The 15,174-nt window shown below is 59.5% G+C and carries 13 protein-coding genes; 9 read left to right on the top strand and 4 right to left on the bottom strand.

What is annotated here, in order from left to right; genetic code table 11:
* The first annotated feature begins 168 nt into the window (after window positions 1–168).
* From G5137_RS11375 to lipA, 4 genes are all read left to right on the top strand, one after another.
* Complete coding sequence (locus G5137_RS11375; protein ID WP_216953014.1) at window positions 169–1,365, top strand: D-alanyl-D-alanine carboxypeptidase family protein; 1,197 nt, start codon at window positions 169–171, stop codon at window positions 1,363–1,365.
* A gap of 292 nt (window positions 1,366–1,657) precedes the next feature.
* Window positions 1,658–1,921 (top strand): DUF493 family protein YbeD, encoded by a 264-nt coding sequence (gene ybeD, locus G5137_RS11370; RefSeq protein ID WP_421255388.1) that lies wholly within the window; start codon window positions 1,658–1,660, stop codon window positions 1,919–1,921.
* Window positions 1,922–1,983: 62 nt separating this feature from the next.
* Window positions 1,984–2,661 (top strand): lipoyl(octanoyl) transferase LipB, encoded by a 678-nt coding sequence (gene lipB, locus G5137_RS11365; protein WP_216953013.1) that lies wholly within the window; start codon window positions 1,984–1,986, stop codon window positions 2,659–2,661.
* Window positions 2,658–3,623, top strand: a complete 966-nt coding sequence (lipA, locus tag G5137_RS11360; RefSeq protein ID WP_139740976.1) for a lipoyl synthase — start codon at window positions 2,658–2,660, stop codon at window positions 3,621–3,623. Before lipB ends, lipA begins: the two co-directional genes overlap by 4 nt.
* 106 nt (window positions 3,624–3,729) lie before the next feature.
* Here the strand turns inward: lipA and G5137_RS11355 are convergent, their stop codons facing one another.
* Both G5137_RS11355 and G5137_RS11350 read right to left on the bottom strand, forming a co-directional pair.
* Entirely contained in the window at window positions 3,730–4,290 is a 561-nt protein-coding gene (locus G5137_RS11355; protein WP_227342061.1) for an NUDIX domain-containing protein, read from the bottom strand.
* Between the two features lie 7 nt (window positions 4,291–4,297).
* Window positions 4,298–5,098: a DUF2989 domain-containing protein gene (locus G5137_RS11350; protein WP_227342060.1), complete on the bottom strand. Its 801-nt coding sequence runs from the start codon at window positions 5,096–5,098 to the stop codon at window positions 4,298–4,300.
* A 211-nt stretch (window positions 5,099–5,309) separates the two neighbouring features.
* Between G5137_RS11350 and G5137_RS11345 the strand changes: the two genes are divergently transcribed.
* Window positions 5,310–6,743: a glyceraldehyde-3-phosphate dehydrogenase gene (locus G5137_RS11345; protein ID WP_005335193.1), complete on the top strand. Its 1,434-nt coding sequence runs from the start codon at window positions 5,310–5,312 to the stop codon at window positions 6,741–6,743.
* A 63-nt stretch (window positions 6,744–6,806) separates the two neighbouring features.
* A complete protein-coding gene (locus G5137_RS11340; RefSeq protein ID WP_266134355.1) occupies window positions 6,807–7,100 on the top strand; it encodes a YeaC family protein in 294 nt (97 codons plus the stop codon).
* A gap of 262 nt (window positions 7,101–7,362) precedes the next feature.
* On the opposite strand, the gene ansA is transcribed toward G5137_RS11340, so the two are convergent.
* Window positions 7,363–8,370, bottom strand: coding sequence for an asparaginase (ansA, locus tag G5137_RS11335; protein ID WP_042054747.1), 1,008 nt, complete (start codon window positions 8,368–8,370; stop codon window positions 7,363–7,365).
* Between the two features lie 446 nt (window positions 8,371–8,816).
* On the opposite strand from ansA, the gene gltS reads away from it, so the two are divergent.
* The gene (gene gltS, locus G5137_RS11330; protein WP_108614086.1) at window positions 8,817–10,016 is read left to right on the top strand and encodes a sodium/glutamate symporter; all 1,200 of its coding nucleotides are present in this window, start codon (window positions 8,817–8,819) and stop codon (window positions 10,014–10,016) included.
* Between the two features lie 231 nt (window positions 10,017–10,247).
* Here the strand turns inward: gltS and G5137_RS11325 are convergent, their stop codons facing one another.
* Window positions 10,248–12,119 carry a methyl-accepting chemotaxis protein gene (locus tag G5137_RS11325; RefSeq protein WP_201946356.1) on the bottom strand — a complete coding sequence of 624 codons (1,872 nt, stop codon included), beginning with the start codon at window positions 12,117–12,119 and terminating at the stop codon, window positions 10,248–10,250.
* Window positions 12,120–12,375: 256 nt separating this feature from the next.
* Between G5137_RS11325 and prfB the strand changes: the two genes are divergently transcribed.
* Together prfB and lysS are read left to right on the top strand one after the other, a co-directional pair.
* Window positions 12,376–13,474 (top strand): peptide chain release factor 2 gene (gene prfB / locus G5137_RS11320; protein ID WP_100645262.1). Its coding sequence is split into 2 segments (ribosomal slippage): window positions 12,376–12,450 and window positions 12,452–13,474, totalling 1,098 coding nucleotides; the frame shifts between segments, so codons are not numbered across the junction.
* Between the two features lie 16 nt (window positions 13,475–13,490).
* A complete protein-coding gene (gene lysS / locus G5137_RS11315) occupies window positions 13,491–15,026 on the top strand; it encodes a lysine--tRNA ligase (RefSeq protein ID WP_421205090.1) in 1,536 nt (511 codons plus the stop codon).
* Window positions 15,027–15,174: the final 148 nt, after the last annotated feature.

Here is a 15,174-nt window from a genome sequence, read left to right as displayed (position 1 = left end):
GGCGGTGACCAATCTCCCGGCCCCGCCATCACGTCGCTTTATGGCGTGATGGCAGGGATTGATGGATAAAAAACCAGTCATGATCGCCATGTCGGACTATAACCTGCGGGCGCATCTGGTATAGTTAGGCCCGCATTTTATCCCCATCTGGCTCGCAGGAATTTCAAGATGTCCAAATTTGCCCGTTCAGTTCTTCTGGCCTCACTGATCAGCGTAACCGCTCAGGCCAATACGCCGGTGCCGACACCCACGCCGAACGCCAACCCAGTGGTGGTTCCCGCCGCGCCGGAGATCTCCGCCAAGGCCCATATCCTGATCGACTACTACTCCGGTCAGGTGCTGGCCGAGCAGAACGCCGACGAGCGTCTGCCCCCTGCCAGCCTGACCAAGATGATGACCTCCTACATCGTTGGCGACGAGCTGCACAAGGGGAACATCAAGGGCACCGACATGGTGACCATCAGCCAGAACGCCTGGTCCAAGAACTACTCAGACTCCTCCAAGATGTTTATCGAGGTGGGCAAGCAGGTCTCTGTCGATGACCTGAACAAGGGCATCATCATCCAGTCCGGCAACGATGCCTGCGTCGCCATGGCCGAACATCTGGCCGGCAGTACCGACTCCTTCGCCAGCCTGATGAATGCCTGGGCCGCCAAGCTCGGCATGAAGGACACCCAGTTCAAGAACCCCCACGGTCTGGATGAAGAGGGTCACTACAGTACAGCCCGTGATATGGCCCGCCTGGGTCAGGCACTGATCCATGATCAGCCGGAGGAGTACAAGATCTACTCCCAGAAATCCTTCGTCTTCAACGGTATCACCCAGCACAACCGCAACCGCCTGCTGTGGGATCAATCCCTGCAAGTGGATGGCATCAAGACCGGCCACGTCAGCCAGGTCGGCTATAACCTGGTCTCCTCTGCCACCAACAACGAAGGCATGCGCCTGATCGCCGTGGTACTGGGCGCCAGCAGCGAAGCCTCCCGCGCCGCCGAGAGCAAGAAACTGCTCACCTACGGCTTCCGCTTCTTCCAGAGCCTGACTCCGTACAAGGCAGGCACCGAGCTGGTCACCCAGAAGATCTGGATGGGCGACAAATCTGAAGTGAAACTGGGCGTCGACAAGGATGTCTCCGTGCTGGTCACCCGCGGTCAGGGCAACAACCTCAAGGCAGACTTCCAGCTCGACAGCGAGCTGAAAGCCCCGTTGGCCAAGGGTCAACGCGTTGGTACCGTGTTCCTGAAGCAGGGTGACAAAGAGATCAAGCAGGTACCGCTGGTCGCTCTGGAAGAGGTGCAGGAAGGTGGCTTGATGAGCCGTCTGTGGGACTACCTGGTACTGCTGGTCACCAGCTGGTTCAAGTAATCCGACGCACAATCCTCACCAAACAGCGGCGCCAACAGGCGCCGCTGCTGTCTGCGCCGGACAATGGCAGTGAATAACCCTGTAAACTGCAGGTTCCGCCTTACCCTGATTTGTGGTAAAAAGCAGCACTTCCATCCTTGTCTGACCGCTCCCGGCCTTGATCCCGGAGTGTGCGGCGCCCATATAGGGTTTAGCCGCCCCCATACAGACTTGAAATGGCGGCCTCCACGGGCCATCGGCCACTAGCCATCCAAGATGAAGTCATCATGCTGATGACGAAAAAGGTGAGTAAATGAATACCAAGTTTGATGAACTGCTGGAGTTTCCCTGCAAATTCCCGTTCAAGGTACTCGGCATCGCGGATCCTGCGTTGCCGGATATGGTGGTTGAAGTGCTGCAGCAGCACGCTCCGGGTACCTACAGCCCGACCGTCCAGCCAAGCTCCAAGGGGAACTACCACTCGGTTCGCGTGACCGTGACTGCCCAGAGCAAAGAGCACATCGAAGCGATGTACCACGCCCTTGGCAAGATCGAGCTGGTGAAATACGTACTGTAATTTCTCTCTCGCCCCGTTCTGCGGGGCGACTGTTTTTGGCCGCAGCACGCCACGAGGACACCATGTCATCCCAGATCCCCGCTCAGCACAGCCTGATAGTCAGGCAGCTGGGTCGCCGCCCCTACCAGCCGGTATGGGACGCCATGAAAGCCTTCACCGACAACCGCACCAGCGACACCCCGGACGAGTTCTGGGTGGTCGAACATGACCCCGTCTACACCCAGGGCCAGGCCGGCAAGGCCGAACACCTGCTCAATCCGGGCAATATCCCGGTGGTGCAGAGCGATCGCGGCGGTCAGGTGACCTATCACGGCCCGGGCCAGCTGGTACTCTACGTCCTGGTGGATGTCCGCCGCTGCAAATTCTCGGTGCGCGAGCTGGTGACCGCGCTGGAAACAGCCATCATCAACACCTTGGCCAAAAGCAATATCCAGGCCTATGCCAAGGCAGATGCCCCCGGGGTCTATGTGAAAAATGACCTTGGCATGGAGGCCAAACTGGCCTCGCTGGGACTGCGCATCCGCAAGGGTTGCTCGTTCCACGGGCTGGCCCTCAACATCAACATGGACATGACCCCCTTCCTGCACATCAATCCGTGCGGCTATGCGGGCATGGCCATGACCCAGACCAGCGCCCTGGGCGGCCCGCAGAGCGTGGCCGAGGCGCAATCCATTCTGGTGGCCGAACTGGCCAGCCTGATTGGCTATCAGACAATAACAAACACCGAGAGTGAATCATGAGCAAACCCGTTCGTATGGAGCCGGGCGTCAAGCTGCGCGATGGCGACAAGATGGCCCTGATCCCGGTGAAATTCATGCCGGATCCCAACGAAGAAATCCTTCGCAAGCCGGACTGGATGCGGATCAAACTCCCCCCTTCCAGCCAGAAGATCGAACACATCAAGAGCACCTTGCGCAAGAACAAGCTGCACTCGGTCTGTGAAGAGGCTTCCTGCCCCAACCTGGCGGAGTGTTTCAACCACGGCACGGCCACCTTCATGATCATGGGCGCGATCTGCACCCGTCGCTGCCCCTTCTGCGACGTGGCCCACGGCCGCCCGCTGGCACTCGATCCGGAAGAACCGAAGAAGCTGGCGCTCACCATCAAGGAGATGAACCTCAAGTATGTGGTGATCACCTCGGTGGACCGCGACGATCTGCGCGACGGCGGTGCCCAGCACTTCGCCGACTGCATCCGCGAGATCCGCGAGCACAGCCCGCAGACCCGCATCGAGATCCTGACCCCGGACTTCCGTGGCCGGATGGAGCAGGCCCTTGAGGTGTTCCGCGAAACGCCGCCGGACGTCTTCAACCACAACCTGGAAACTGCGCCGCGCATGTATCGCGTCGCTCGCCCGGGTGCCGACTACAAGTGGTCGCTGGAGCTGCTGCGCCGTATCAAGGAGATGCACCCCCATGTACCGACCAAGTCCGGTCTGATGATGGGCCTTGGCGAGACCAACGAAGAGATCGTCGAGGTGCTCAAGGATCTACGCGCTCACGGCGTCAACATGCTGACCCTGGGTCAGTATCTGCAGCCAAGCCGCCACCACCTGCCGGTCAAGCGCTACGTGCCGCCAGCAGAGTTTGACGAGCTGAAAGATGTCGCCATGGAGCTGGGCTTTACCCACGCCGCCTGCGGTCCTTTCGTGCGCTCCTCCTATCACGCGGATCTGCAAGCCAAGGGCGAAGAGGTCAAGTAACCTCGCACGATAGAGCGGCCAGTAACCGCCACCCTCGCAATGAAAAAGAGCGCCTATTGGCGCTCTTTCTGTTGGTATCACTGACCGTTGCAGCTTGATCTACTCATCAGCCGTGGTCGAAGACCCCCTGCTGATGCCAGCGTTGCAACTGGGCCAACACCCGGGTCTCTCGCGCCGTCCACTGGGGACAGGGCCCCGCCAGCTGGGTCTTGTTGGTCTGCAGCGCTTCGTCGAGGCCAAACCAGCCGGGCACGAAGCCAAGGCGGATCTCGTAGGGCTGTGGCTGTGGCTCCACCAGTTGATCACCAATCCGGCACAAGTAGTACAGCGAGCGGATGCAGTAGGCATCGAACCCCGGCTCGCGGGCGGCGCGGTATTCCCGGGTCTCGCCAAGCAGGGTCCCTACTTCCAGCAACTCGGCACCGCACTCCTCCTTCAGCTCGCGGGCCAGCGCCACATGGTGGTTTTCCCCCGCTTCAACGCCGCCGCCAGGAAACATCAGATCACCGTTGACCCGGGAGTGGACCAGCAGCAACTCGTCGCCACGGAGTACTACGGCACGTACCGTAAGGCGTTCCAGGGTATGGCCATCGGTGATCACCTCGCCATGGACAAACGAGAGGGAAAAAGGTGCGGGCCAGCAGCTGGCCGGGGATAGTGCAATCATCAGAGCCTCAGTGCCGATAGCTGCCATGTTTCAGTTGATCGACTATTTCAGCCGCTCGCACGTCGTAGGCATCCTGATCTGTTTTGCTCAGGGTGTGATAAATACCAAAACGCCTGGCAGAGACCTCTGGCGCATCCTGAAAAGACTCACTCACCTTGCCCCAAAGATAGGCCAGCCCGTACTGCTTCTGGCCCATATAGAGGGTGCTGAGGGAGGTGAGCAGGCGGCTGTTTATCTTGTCACCTTCCCGATAGAGGGAGAGGCCGTGATGCATGATGGAAATAGCTTTCTCGGGGTCGCTCTTGGCGTAGGCTCCGCCAAGGGCCAGCTGAAGTTCCGGTTCGTCGAGCACCTTGTTACCTTCCAGCGCCATAAACTGCTGACGGGCCAGCTCGTTGGTGTTGTTGGTCCAGTGCCAGAGCAGCAAGTAGGGATCCTGCGAGTTGCGGGTGGCCACATCGAGCTGGGCCAACTGTTCGCCAGCCGCCAGCATCCCCTCCACCCGTGGGCTCTTCTGCTCGCGGGCATTCTTATACTCGATGTTGGTAGAGCGCTCGGCACACTTAAGATAGCGCTCAAGGTTGCGCATCAGCTCGTACTTGCGCCGATCCGTTCCCTCCTCCTTGAGATAGAAGCGGCTGCGGATCACATCGGTACGCTCGTAGCGACACCAGCCATCGTCCACCAGATCCTGACAGAGCTCGGCATGGTTGCTGCAGATATTGTGGATCCGATCGTCATTGCAGCCAGCTACGGCAAGGCCGACTGAAAGCATGATGAAGGTCTGTCGCAGGGGGAAATTGGCCATGATTCACATCTTGTTGGTAACGCGGGTTGGTAACAACTGAAGCCTCTGTCGGCCACCACCGGCTAGCAAACCGGTTACATATCCATTACAATGCGCGCGCCATATAAGGCCGCGATTGCAGAATAATATAACGAAATATAGACCCCTACACTGATCTGCATTCGACGAATTTTCTATTTACACCAACAACGTGAAATAAAGGATCTGGTCAATGACCCACGAGCACTACTTGCAAGCGTGGCAGGAGAGCCAGGAGCTCGCCGAAGCCATGCAACCCTTGATTGGTCGCCTCTACCGACAACAAGGGGTCGAGATCACCCTCTACGGCCGCCCACTGCAAAACGCCTCCACCATCGATATCCTCAAGGCCCACCGGGTCGTCCGCCGCCACCAGGGCGCTCCCCTCCCCATCCAGCAAAGCTTCCCCCTGCTTCAGGCCATCGTTGCCCTCAAACCCACCGCTGCCGAGGTAGACCTTGGCAAGCTGGCAGTCGGCTACTGGCAGGATCATCAGGATGAGGCGGGGATCGAGGACTATCTGCAAGCGCGACTGGCACCGGCCCTTGGCCGCAACCAGATGCCGCAGCCGACCGACGTGGTGCTCTACGGCTTTGGCCGTATCGGCCGCCTGCTGGCCCGCCTGCTGATCGAGCGTACCGGCGCCGCCAATCCGCTGCGCCTGCGCGCCATCGTGGTACGCGGTGGTCGCGACGGGGATCTGGAAAAACGCGCCAGCCTGCTGCGCCGCGACTCGGTACACGGTCCCTTCAATGGCTCCATCGAGGTGGATGTGGAGCGCAGCGCCATCATCGCCAACGGCACCTTCATTCAGGTGATCTACGCCAATAGCCCGGCTGACATCGACTACACAGCTTACGGCATTCACGATGCGCTGATCGTCGACAACACCGGGGTCTGGCGCGATGAGGCTGGCCTCTCCGAGCACCTGAAAGCGCGCGGTGCTGGCAAGGTGCTGCTGACCGCCCCCGGCAAGGGGGAGATGAAGAACGTGGTGTTCGGGGTCAACCATGAGGTGATAGGCCCGGATGACAGGATCATCTCCGCCGCCTCCTGTACCACCAACGCCATCACCCCGGTGCTCAAGGTAATGCAGGAGCGGTTCGGCATCCGCCACGGCCACGTGGAGACGGTCCACTCCTACACCAACGATCAGAACCTCATCGACAACTACCACAAAGGCGAGCGCCGCGGTCGCAGCGCGGCCCTCAATATGGTGATGACCAGCACCGGCGCCGCCAAGGCGGTGGCCAAGGCGCTGCCGGAACTCAAGGGCAAGCTGACCGGCAACGCCATCCGGGTGCCGACCCCCAATGTCTCGCTGGCAATTATCAACCTGTCGCTGGAGCAGGCCACCGATCGGGAGAGCCTCAACGCCTATCTGCAGCAGATGGCGCTAAGCTCGGCCCTGCACCGCCAGATCGACTTCAGCGCCAGTACCGAGCTGGTCTCCTCCGACATGGTAGGTTCCCGTTATGCGGGCATCGTCGACTCCCAGGCGACCATCGCCGAAGGGGATCATTGTGTGCTCTACGTATGGTATGACAACGAGTTCGGGTACAGTTGTCAGGTAGTGCGGGTGATGGAGCAGATGGCTGGCGTAGTCCGCCAGGATCTGCCTGCATAGCCCGCCAGGATCTGCCGGGCTGACCCCGAAGTTTATGGCTCAATAGTTCAAGGAGAAGGCCGGATGTCGTTTCAACAGGGTGAGTTTTTGCAAGCAATCAGGCAGATGCCACAAGAGGTGTACGAGCGGCTCAAGACCGCAGTCGAGCTGGGCAAGTGGCCCGATGGCAAGCCCCTCACCGACGAGCAGAAAGCCACCTCCCTGCAAGCCGTGATGGCCTGGCAGGCGATGCATCTCGACAATCCCGAACATATGAACATAGGTCGTGACGGCGAAATCGTGATGAAGAGCAAGAGCGAACTCAAGCGTCAGTATCGCAACGAGGAAGAGATAGTGCGGGTCGACCTCAACCACTGAGTCTTACCCGGCAGGCCGCTCGCGGCGGCCACAACAGAGAGGGGAGCCATGATGGCTCCCCTCTTTTTTCCTATCGATGCCGGGTGACTCATCCCCCTCATCCCCAACCCTTCTCCCGCCAGGGGGAGAAGGGAGCAGGCTCGCACCTGCGAACAGTGAACGGGCCACCTGCCAACGCTCTTCATGGCAAGCCTCGTGGCCAACAGCATCTCGCTCTATCCCCTCTCCCGCCGGGAGAGGGTTAGGGTGAGGGCCGTATCGCTTAGGGAGTCAGCTCCCCACGCAGGGACTGCTGCATCAGCTCGCGAATGCGGTGGGATGGCAAGTCTTGGCTCAGCAGGAAGTGCAGCTTGGTGAGCGCCGCTTCGGCGGTCATGTCAAAGCCCGAGATCACCCCGGCCCGCGACAGGGCATTGCCGGTGGCATAGCCCCCCATATTGACCTTGCCGTGCAGGCACTGGCTCAGGTTGACGATGATGACGCCGCGGGCCGAAGCCTCGGAGAGCAGCGCCAGCATGGCCGGGTTTTGCGGCGCATTGCCGACCCCGAATGACAGCAGGATCAGCGCCTTCACCGGCTGTTGCAGGATGTTGGCGATCACCTCACTGGAGATCCCCGGATAGAGGGTCACCACGCCGATCGGCTGGGGGGTGATGTCGTGCAGCACCAGCGGCCGCGCGGAGGGCACGCCCAGCTCGCCCGCCTCCAGCGAGATGGCGATCCCGGCATTGAGCAGCGGCGGATAGTTGGGGGAGTCGAAGGCGTGGAAGCCGTCTGCATGCACCTTCTTGCTGCGGTTGCCGCGATAGAGCTGGTTGTTGAAGAACAGCGTCACCTCGTGGATCGGGTAGTTGGCCGCGATATAGAGGGCGTTGAGCAGATTCTGCTGACCGTCGGAGCGCAACTCGGCCAACGGGATCTGGGAGCCGGTGATGATGACCGGCTTGTGCAGATCTTCCAGCATGAAGGAGAGCGCCGAGGCGGTGAACGACATGGTGTCGGTGCCGTGCAGGATCACGAAACCATCGTATTTCTCGTAGTTGTCGCGAATATCCTCGGCGATGCGCTGCCAATCCGCCGGGGTCATGTCGGAGGAGTCGATGAGGGGCGCATATTCGTGGATATGGTAATCCGGCATCTCGGGGCGGTGGAACTCGGGCATCCGCGCCAGACAGTCTTCCATAAAGCCCGCCATCGGCACGTAGCCGTGATCGGAACGCTGCATCCCAATGGTGCCGCCTGTGTAGGCAATGTAGATAGACTTCTTCACACCCTCTCCTCTTGATGAAGTGAACACCGCCGGAACATGAACCATGTCGGGGTGAACCACAATGTCAACGCCCGCCAGCGCCTCTGCGTGCAGCGGAAACCGGCGAATTATAGAGACTGGCGCCCCAAATGACAGCCGTTCCATGCACCCTTTTCGGCTTTTCTGCCCTCTACCTACATAGTGCTAAATGTCACAATAAACCACTAAAACGAGCATTAATACGACAAAGATGGAATTAAACGATGCTTTTTGCTACAATCCGCCGGATTTTACTAAAATCTCATCTGGATGCCTGAGCATTTCAGGCCCGCACAAGCCCCATCTTTCCTGGGGCGGGGAGATGTTTCCCCTTCTTTGTTGGCGCATGAGCCACACTGTTTTCATCCCGGCTGAATCTGTAAGTCTTTTGCTATGAAAGACACAGCCAATCAACATGGGAGTACTGAATGTTACAACTTGATTCCTACGCAACGCTGGTCGCTGCCACTCTGGTATTGCTGCTTGGCCGGGTGTTGGTTACCCGAGTCGGGCTGCTGCGTACCTTCAACATCCCCAAACCGGTAGCCGGCGGCCTGGTGGTCGCGCTGGTACTGCTGCTGCTGCGCTCCACCCTGCAGATGGAGCTGCAATTTGATACCAGCCTGCAAACCCCGCTGATGCTGGCCTTCTTCGCCTCCATCGGTCTCTCCGCCGATCTCGCCAGCCTGAAACGCGGCGGCAAGGCGGTGGTTACCTTCCTGATGGTGGTCACCGGCCTGCTGCTGGTGCAGAACAGTCTGGGTGTCGGTCTGGCGACCCTGCTCGGTCTGGATCCCCATATGGGGCTGCTGGCCGGCTCCATCACTCTCTCCGGCGGCCACGGCACCGGGGCGGCCTGGAGTGCCACCTTCTCCGAGAAATACGGCGTGCAATCCGCTGCCGAACTCGCCATCGCCTGCGCCACCTTCGGTCTGGTGCTGGGCGGCCTGATCGGTGGCCCGGTGGCTCGCTATCTGGTGAAGAAAGTGCAGGTGCCCGGTGAGGAGCACAATCAGGATGAGGCCCCCCAGGGCTTCGAAATGCCAGATATGGAGCGCCCCCTCACCACTTTCAGCGTTATCGAAACGCTGGCATTGATAGCCATCAGCCTCAAGGGTGGCGAGCTGCTCTCGGCCTCTCTCAAAGGGGGCGCCTTCGAGCTGCCGATCTTTGTCTGCGTGCTGTTTGTCGGCGTGCTGCTGCGCAACGTCCTGACCCTGCTGAACTGGCATGAGGTGAGCGATCGCGAGGTCTCCCTGCTGGGCAACGTCAGCCTGTCGCTGTTCCTCGCCATGGCACTGATGAGCCTGAAATTGTGGGATCTGGCCAGCCTGGCCCTGCCCATCTTCATTCTGCTGGCCGCCCAGACCGTGGCAATGGCGCTCTACGCCATCTTCGTCACCTTCCGGGTCATGGGCAGCAACTATGATGCAGCCGTGCTGGCGGCAGGTCACTGCGGCTTTGGCCTCGGGGCCACCCCGACCGCCATCGCCAACATGCAGGCCATCACCCAGCGCTTCGGACCCTCCCACCTGGCGTTTCTGGTGGTGCCCATGGTGGGCGCCTTCTTTATCGACATCATCAACGCCATGGTGATCAAGCTGTTTATGGCGATGCCATTCCTGTAATTCCCTTTCCGTCAGACGTATATGATCAGAGCCCACCTTTCGGTGGGCTCTTTGTTTGTTATCGACTCGCCAGCTGACGCAGGCAGAGCCGGGGCTCGTATCCGCCACCAGGGTGACCCGCGAGCAACCCGGAATCCCTATATCCCGCACTTCCCCGAACAACAAAAAGCCCCGCACTCGACAGAGGGCGGGGCTTTTTTATCTCAGCCGGAACAGGCCGAGAGTTGCACCTTACAGGATAAAGGTCGACACCTGCTGGTTAAGGTCAGCTGCCCGTCCCTTGAGACTCTGGGCCTGATCCAGATCGCGCATGGCGGCGGCGGTGATCTCGTCACTCACATCCTTGATGGCGGTGGTGTTCTGGGTGATCTCGCCGGTCACCTGGGTCTGCTCCTCAGCGGCAGTGGCGATCTGGCCCGCCATGTCGGAGATGAGGGAGATGGCACTGGTGATCTCTTCCAGTGCGCGCACCGCCTGATCCGCATCCTGCACGCTGTTGTCCGCCAGCCCCTGACTGGTCTGCATCAGGCTCACCGCGCGGGCGGTGGTCTGTTGCAGGGTCTCGATGGTGGACTGGATCTGCTGGGTGGAGTCCTGAGTACGGCGAGACAGCACCCGCACCTCGTCAGCCACCACCGCAAAACCACGACCCTGCTCACCAGCACGGGCCGCTTCGATGGCCGCGTTCAACGCCAGCAGGTTGGTCTGCTCGGCAATCCCCTGAATGGTGGAGAGAATGCTGGTGATCGCCTGCGCGTGACGGCTCAGCTCGCCGATCACCTCGGTCGCCTGCCCCACCTCTTCAGCCAGACCATTGATGGACTGGCGGGTCTTGTTGACCAGCATCTTGCCCTGCTCACTGCTCTGGGCAGATTGCTGGGCAGCGGCGGCGGTGTTCTCGGCGTTGCCGGCGATCTCCATGGTGGCGCTCGCCATCTCGGTGACCGCAGTGGCGACCATGGTCACCTCCTGCTGCTGACGCTGCAGCTCGTCCACCGCGGCCTGGTTGGTCACCAGACTGCGCTCGGCATCGGCGTTCAGCTCGTTGGCCAGCTGGCGGATATTACCGATCAGCTGGTGCTGGCTGCCGACGAAGCGGTTGAAGCTGTTCGCCAGCTGACCCACTTCATCGTTGGCATCGATCTTGATGCGCTGGGTCAGATCGCCGTTACCATCGGCAATGCGTGCCAGTGCCTGGGAGACCTTGCTGAGCGGGCCCAGCAGCATGCTGACCAGCCAGGAGATAGCGAGGATACTGCCCACCAGCACCAGCAGCGCCATGCCCAGCTGGGTCATCAGCAGGGAGGAGAGCGGCGCTTCCAGCGCGGCCTTGTCCAGCACCAACACGAGTTCCCAGTCGGTGTCGGGGATATCGACCGCCCACAGCAGCTTGTCACGTCCTTCGTTGTCGAAGTAGGCCGCCACCAGACCGTTGCTGGCCTTGCTCTGCTCGATCAGCGCATTGGTCAGATCGTTGTCGATCTCGGTGGCCGGTTTCATCGCCTTGGCGGCATCCTTGTAGGCGATGATGGTGCCGTCTTTGTGCATCATGATGGCAAAACCATCGGCCGGCAGCTTCATCTTGGTGACGTCCTCCACCAGCGAGGCGATGGAGAGGTCACCACCGACTACCCCGCCAGAAACCGGCTGGGCCAGGGTCACCACCATGATGTTGTAAGCCACGTCGAGATAGGGCTTGGTGACAATCAGGCCGCCCTTGCCCATTGCTTCCTGATACCAGCCACGGGAGCGCGGGTCGTAGCCATCGCGGTTGATGGAGGGATCGGAGTCATTCATCTTGCCGCTGCTCTCACCGAAATAGGTGAGCTGGAAACGGCCGGAAACTTGTGCCTGTTGCAAGGCATTGAGGGGGTCGACACCGGCCTTGTTGCCAAGCGCCTGAATGACGTCGCGACGGGCGGCGAGCCAGTCGCTGACACGCTCGGCCTGCTGGGTGCCCAACCGCTGCAACTGCTCCTGGCTGCCTTGCAGCAACAGACTCTTCTGGCTGCTATAGCTCTGCCAGGAGAGCAACGAGATCACCAGCGAAAGGGCGATCACCACTGACAACAGTATCTTCTGCTTGAGTGACAGGTTTTTCATCATGTGTTCTTCTTATTGAGGTGAGGAGCGGGTTTTTCCCTAAATTGCACAACACTACACGTAGTCATTAGCGACCCGAATGGCCAAAACTGAACCTGAAAATGGGTCGGCGGGCGATATTTTCTACCGAGGTGGAGAAAAGTGCACCAGAAATTGACGGCATGAGCCGCACAAGCCAAGGCAACCCTGTTTATTCCTTCCACAATTGGCTAGAATATCCCGTTTTTAAATCACATCGACCCTGAGAGTTTTCACGATGTTCGAAGTTAATCCCGTATTAAATAAACTTAAGGAGCTGTCTGAGCGGACCGAGCTTCTTAGGGGGTACCTTTGACTATGACGCCAAGAAAGAGCGTCTAGAAGAGGTCAACGCCGAGCTGGAACAGCCGGACGTATGGAATGAACCCGAGCGCGCACAGGCGCTGGGCAAAGAGCGCGTCGCGCTGGAAAACGTGGTCGGCACCATCGACACCCTGACCCAGGGCGTGGATGACGTCGAGATGCTGGTGAGCCTGGCCGTGGAAGGAGAAGACGAAGAGACCTTCAACGAAGCTATCGCCGAATCCGAGCAACTGGAAGCCAAGCTGGTGGACCTCGAGTTCCGCCGCATGTTCTCCGGCCAGCACGACGGCTCCGACTGCTATATCGATATTCAATCCGGCTCCGGTGGTACCGAAGCGCAGGATTGGGCCAACATGGTGCTGCGCATGTACCTGCGCTGGGGCGATGCCCACGGCTACAAGCCCGAGCTGATTGAATGCTCCGAAGGCGACGTGGCTGGTATCAAATCCGCCACCATCAAGTTCACCGGCGAATATGCATTCGGCTGGCTGCGTACCGAAACCGGCGTACACCGTCTGGTTCGCAAGTCTCCGTTCGATTCCGGTGGCCGCCGTCACACCTCCTTCTGTTCTGTGTTCGTCTACCCCGAGATCGACGACGATATCGATATCGAGATCAACCCGGCGGATCTGCGGATCGACGTCTACCGTGCCTCCGGTGCCGGTGGTCAGCACGTTAACCGAACCGAATCCGCGGTACGTATTACCCACGTTCCGACCGGTGTCGTGGTACAGTGCCAGAACGACCGTTCCCAGCACAAAAACAAAGACCAGTGTATGAAGCAGCTGAAAGCCAAGCTCTACGAGCTGGAAATTCAGAAGCAGAACGCTGAGAAACAAGCCCTGGAAGAGACCAAGTCTGATATCGGTTGGGGCAGCCAGATCCGTTCCTATGTGCTGGATGACTCCCGTATCAAGGATCTGCGCACCGGCGTCGAAACCCGTAATACCCAATCGGTGCTCGACGGTGACTTGGACAAGTTTATCGAAGCCAGCCTGAAATCAGGTCTGTAAACAAGCAGGAATCACCATGTCTGAACAAACCATCACTCCGGAAGTCGACCAAACTCTCGAACTCAACAACGAGATGACCGAGCGTCGTTCCAAGCTGGCCGCCCTGCGCGCCCAGGGTAATCCTTTCCCCAACGACTTCCGTCGCGACAGCCTCTCTGGCGATCTGCACGCAGAGTTCGACGACAAAAGCGCCGAGGAGCTGACGAGCCTGGGTAAACGGGTGAAGATTGCCGGTCGCATCATGACCCGCCGGATCATGGGCAAGGCTTCTTTCGCCACCCTGCAGGACATGGCCGGCAAGATCCAGGTCTACGTCACCCGTGACGACCTGCCGGAAGGTTTCTACAACGAGCAGTTCAAGAAGTGGGATCTGGGCGACATCGTGGGTGTCGAAGGTACCCTGTTCAAGACCCAGACCGGTGAGCTCTCCGTTCACGTTTCCGATATCCGCCTGCTGACCAAGGCGCTGCGTCCGCTGCCCGAGAAGCACAAAGGCCTGACCGACCAGGAAGCTCGCTGCCGCCAGCGCTACCTGGATCTGATCGCCAACGAAGAGTCCCGCAAGACCTTCATGATCCGCACCCAGGTGGTTGCCGGTATCCGTAAATTCTTCAATGAAAAGCGCTTCATGGAAGTGGAAACCCCGATGATGCAAGTCATCCCGGGTGGTGCCTCCGCGCGTCCGTTCGTCACTCACCACAATGCGCTGGACATCGATATGTACCTGCGTATCGCTCCGGAGCTCTACCTGAAGCGTCTGGTGGTCGGTGGTTTCGAGCGTGTCTACGAGATCAACCGCAACTTCCGTAACGAAGGTATCTCGGTTCGTCACAACCCCGAGTTCACCATGATCGAGTTCTACATGGCCTACGCCGACTACATCGATCTGATGGACCTGACCGAAGAGCTGCTGCGCACCCTGGCGCAAGACATTCTGGGCAACACCAAGATCCGTTACGCCAAAGAGGGCGAAGAGGGCCTGACCATCGATTTCGGTCAGCCGTTCCAGCGCCTCACCATGGTCGAGTCCATCCTGAAGTTCAACCCGGACGTAACTCTGGACGATCTGGCTACCCTGGAGAGCGCCAAGGCCGTTGCCAAGCGTCTGCACATCGAGCTGATGAAGGGATGGGAGCTGGGCCACGTGATCACCGCGATCTTCGAAGAGACCGTGGAGCACATGCTGCTGCAACCGACCTTCATCACCGAGTACCCGGCTGCCGTTTCTCCGCTGGCTCGCCGCAACGACGTGAACCCGGACGTAACCGACCGCTTCGAATTCTTCATCGGTGGCCGCGAGCTGGCCAACGGCTTCTCCGAGCTGAACGATGCAGAAGATCAGGCCAAGCGCTTCCAGGATCAGGTTGATCAGAAAGAAGCTGGCGACGACGAAGCCATGTTCTACGACGCAGACTTCGTCACCGCACTGGAACACGGCCTGCCGCCGACGGCCGGTCAGGGTATCGGTATCGACCGTCTGGTCATGCTGTTCACCAACAGCCACACCATCCGTGACGTTATTCTGTTCCCTGCCCTGCGTCCGCAGAAGTAAGGCCCACAGAAGCCAGCTAAATCCCTTGGGTCAATCCCGAGCGTGATAGCCCATAAAAACGCCCCGCGACTGCGGGGCGTTTTTCTATCTCCTTTACCACCAAATCACTTTATAAATTCAATAATGGAATAAAGAAGATATTTTTATT

It is taken from the genome of Aeromonas sp. 600282 (assembly GCF_049175755.1).
In the GTDB taxonomy this organism is placed as follows: domain Bacteria; phylum Pseudomonadota; class Gammaproteobacteria; order Enterobacterales; family Aeromonadaceae; genus Aeromonas; species Aeromonas veronii_A.
This window is presented reverse-complemented; position numbering and strand designations above follow the sequence as displayed.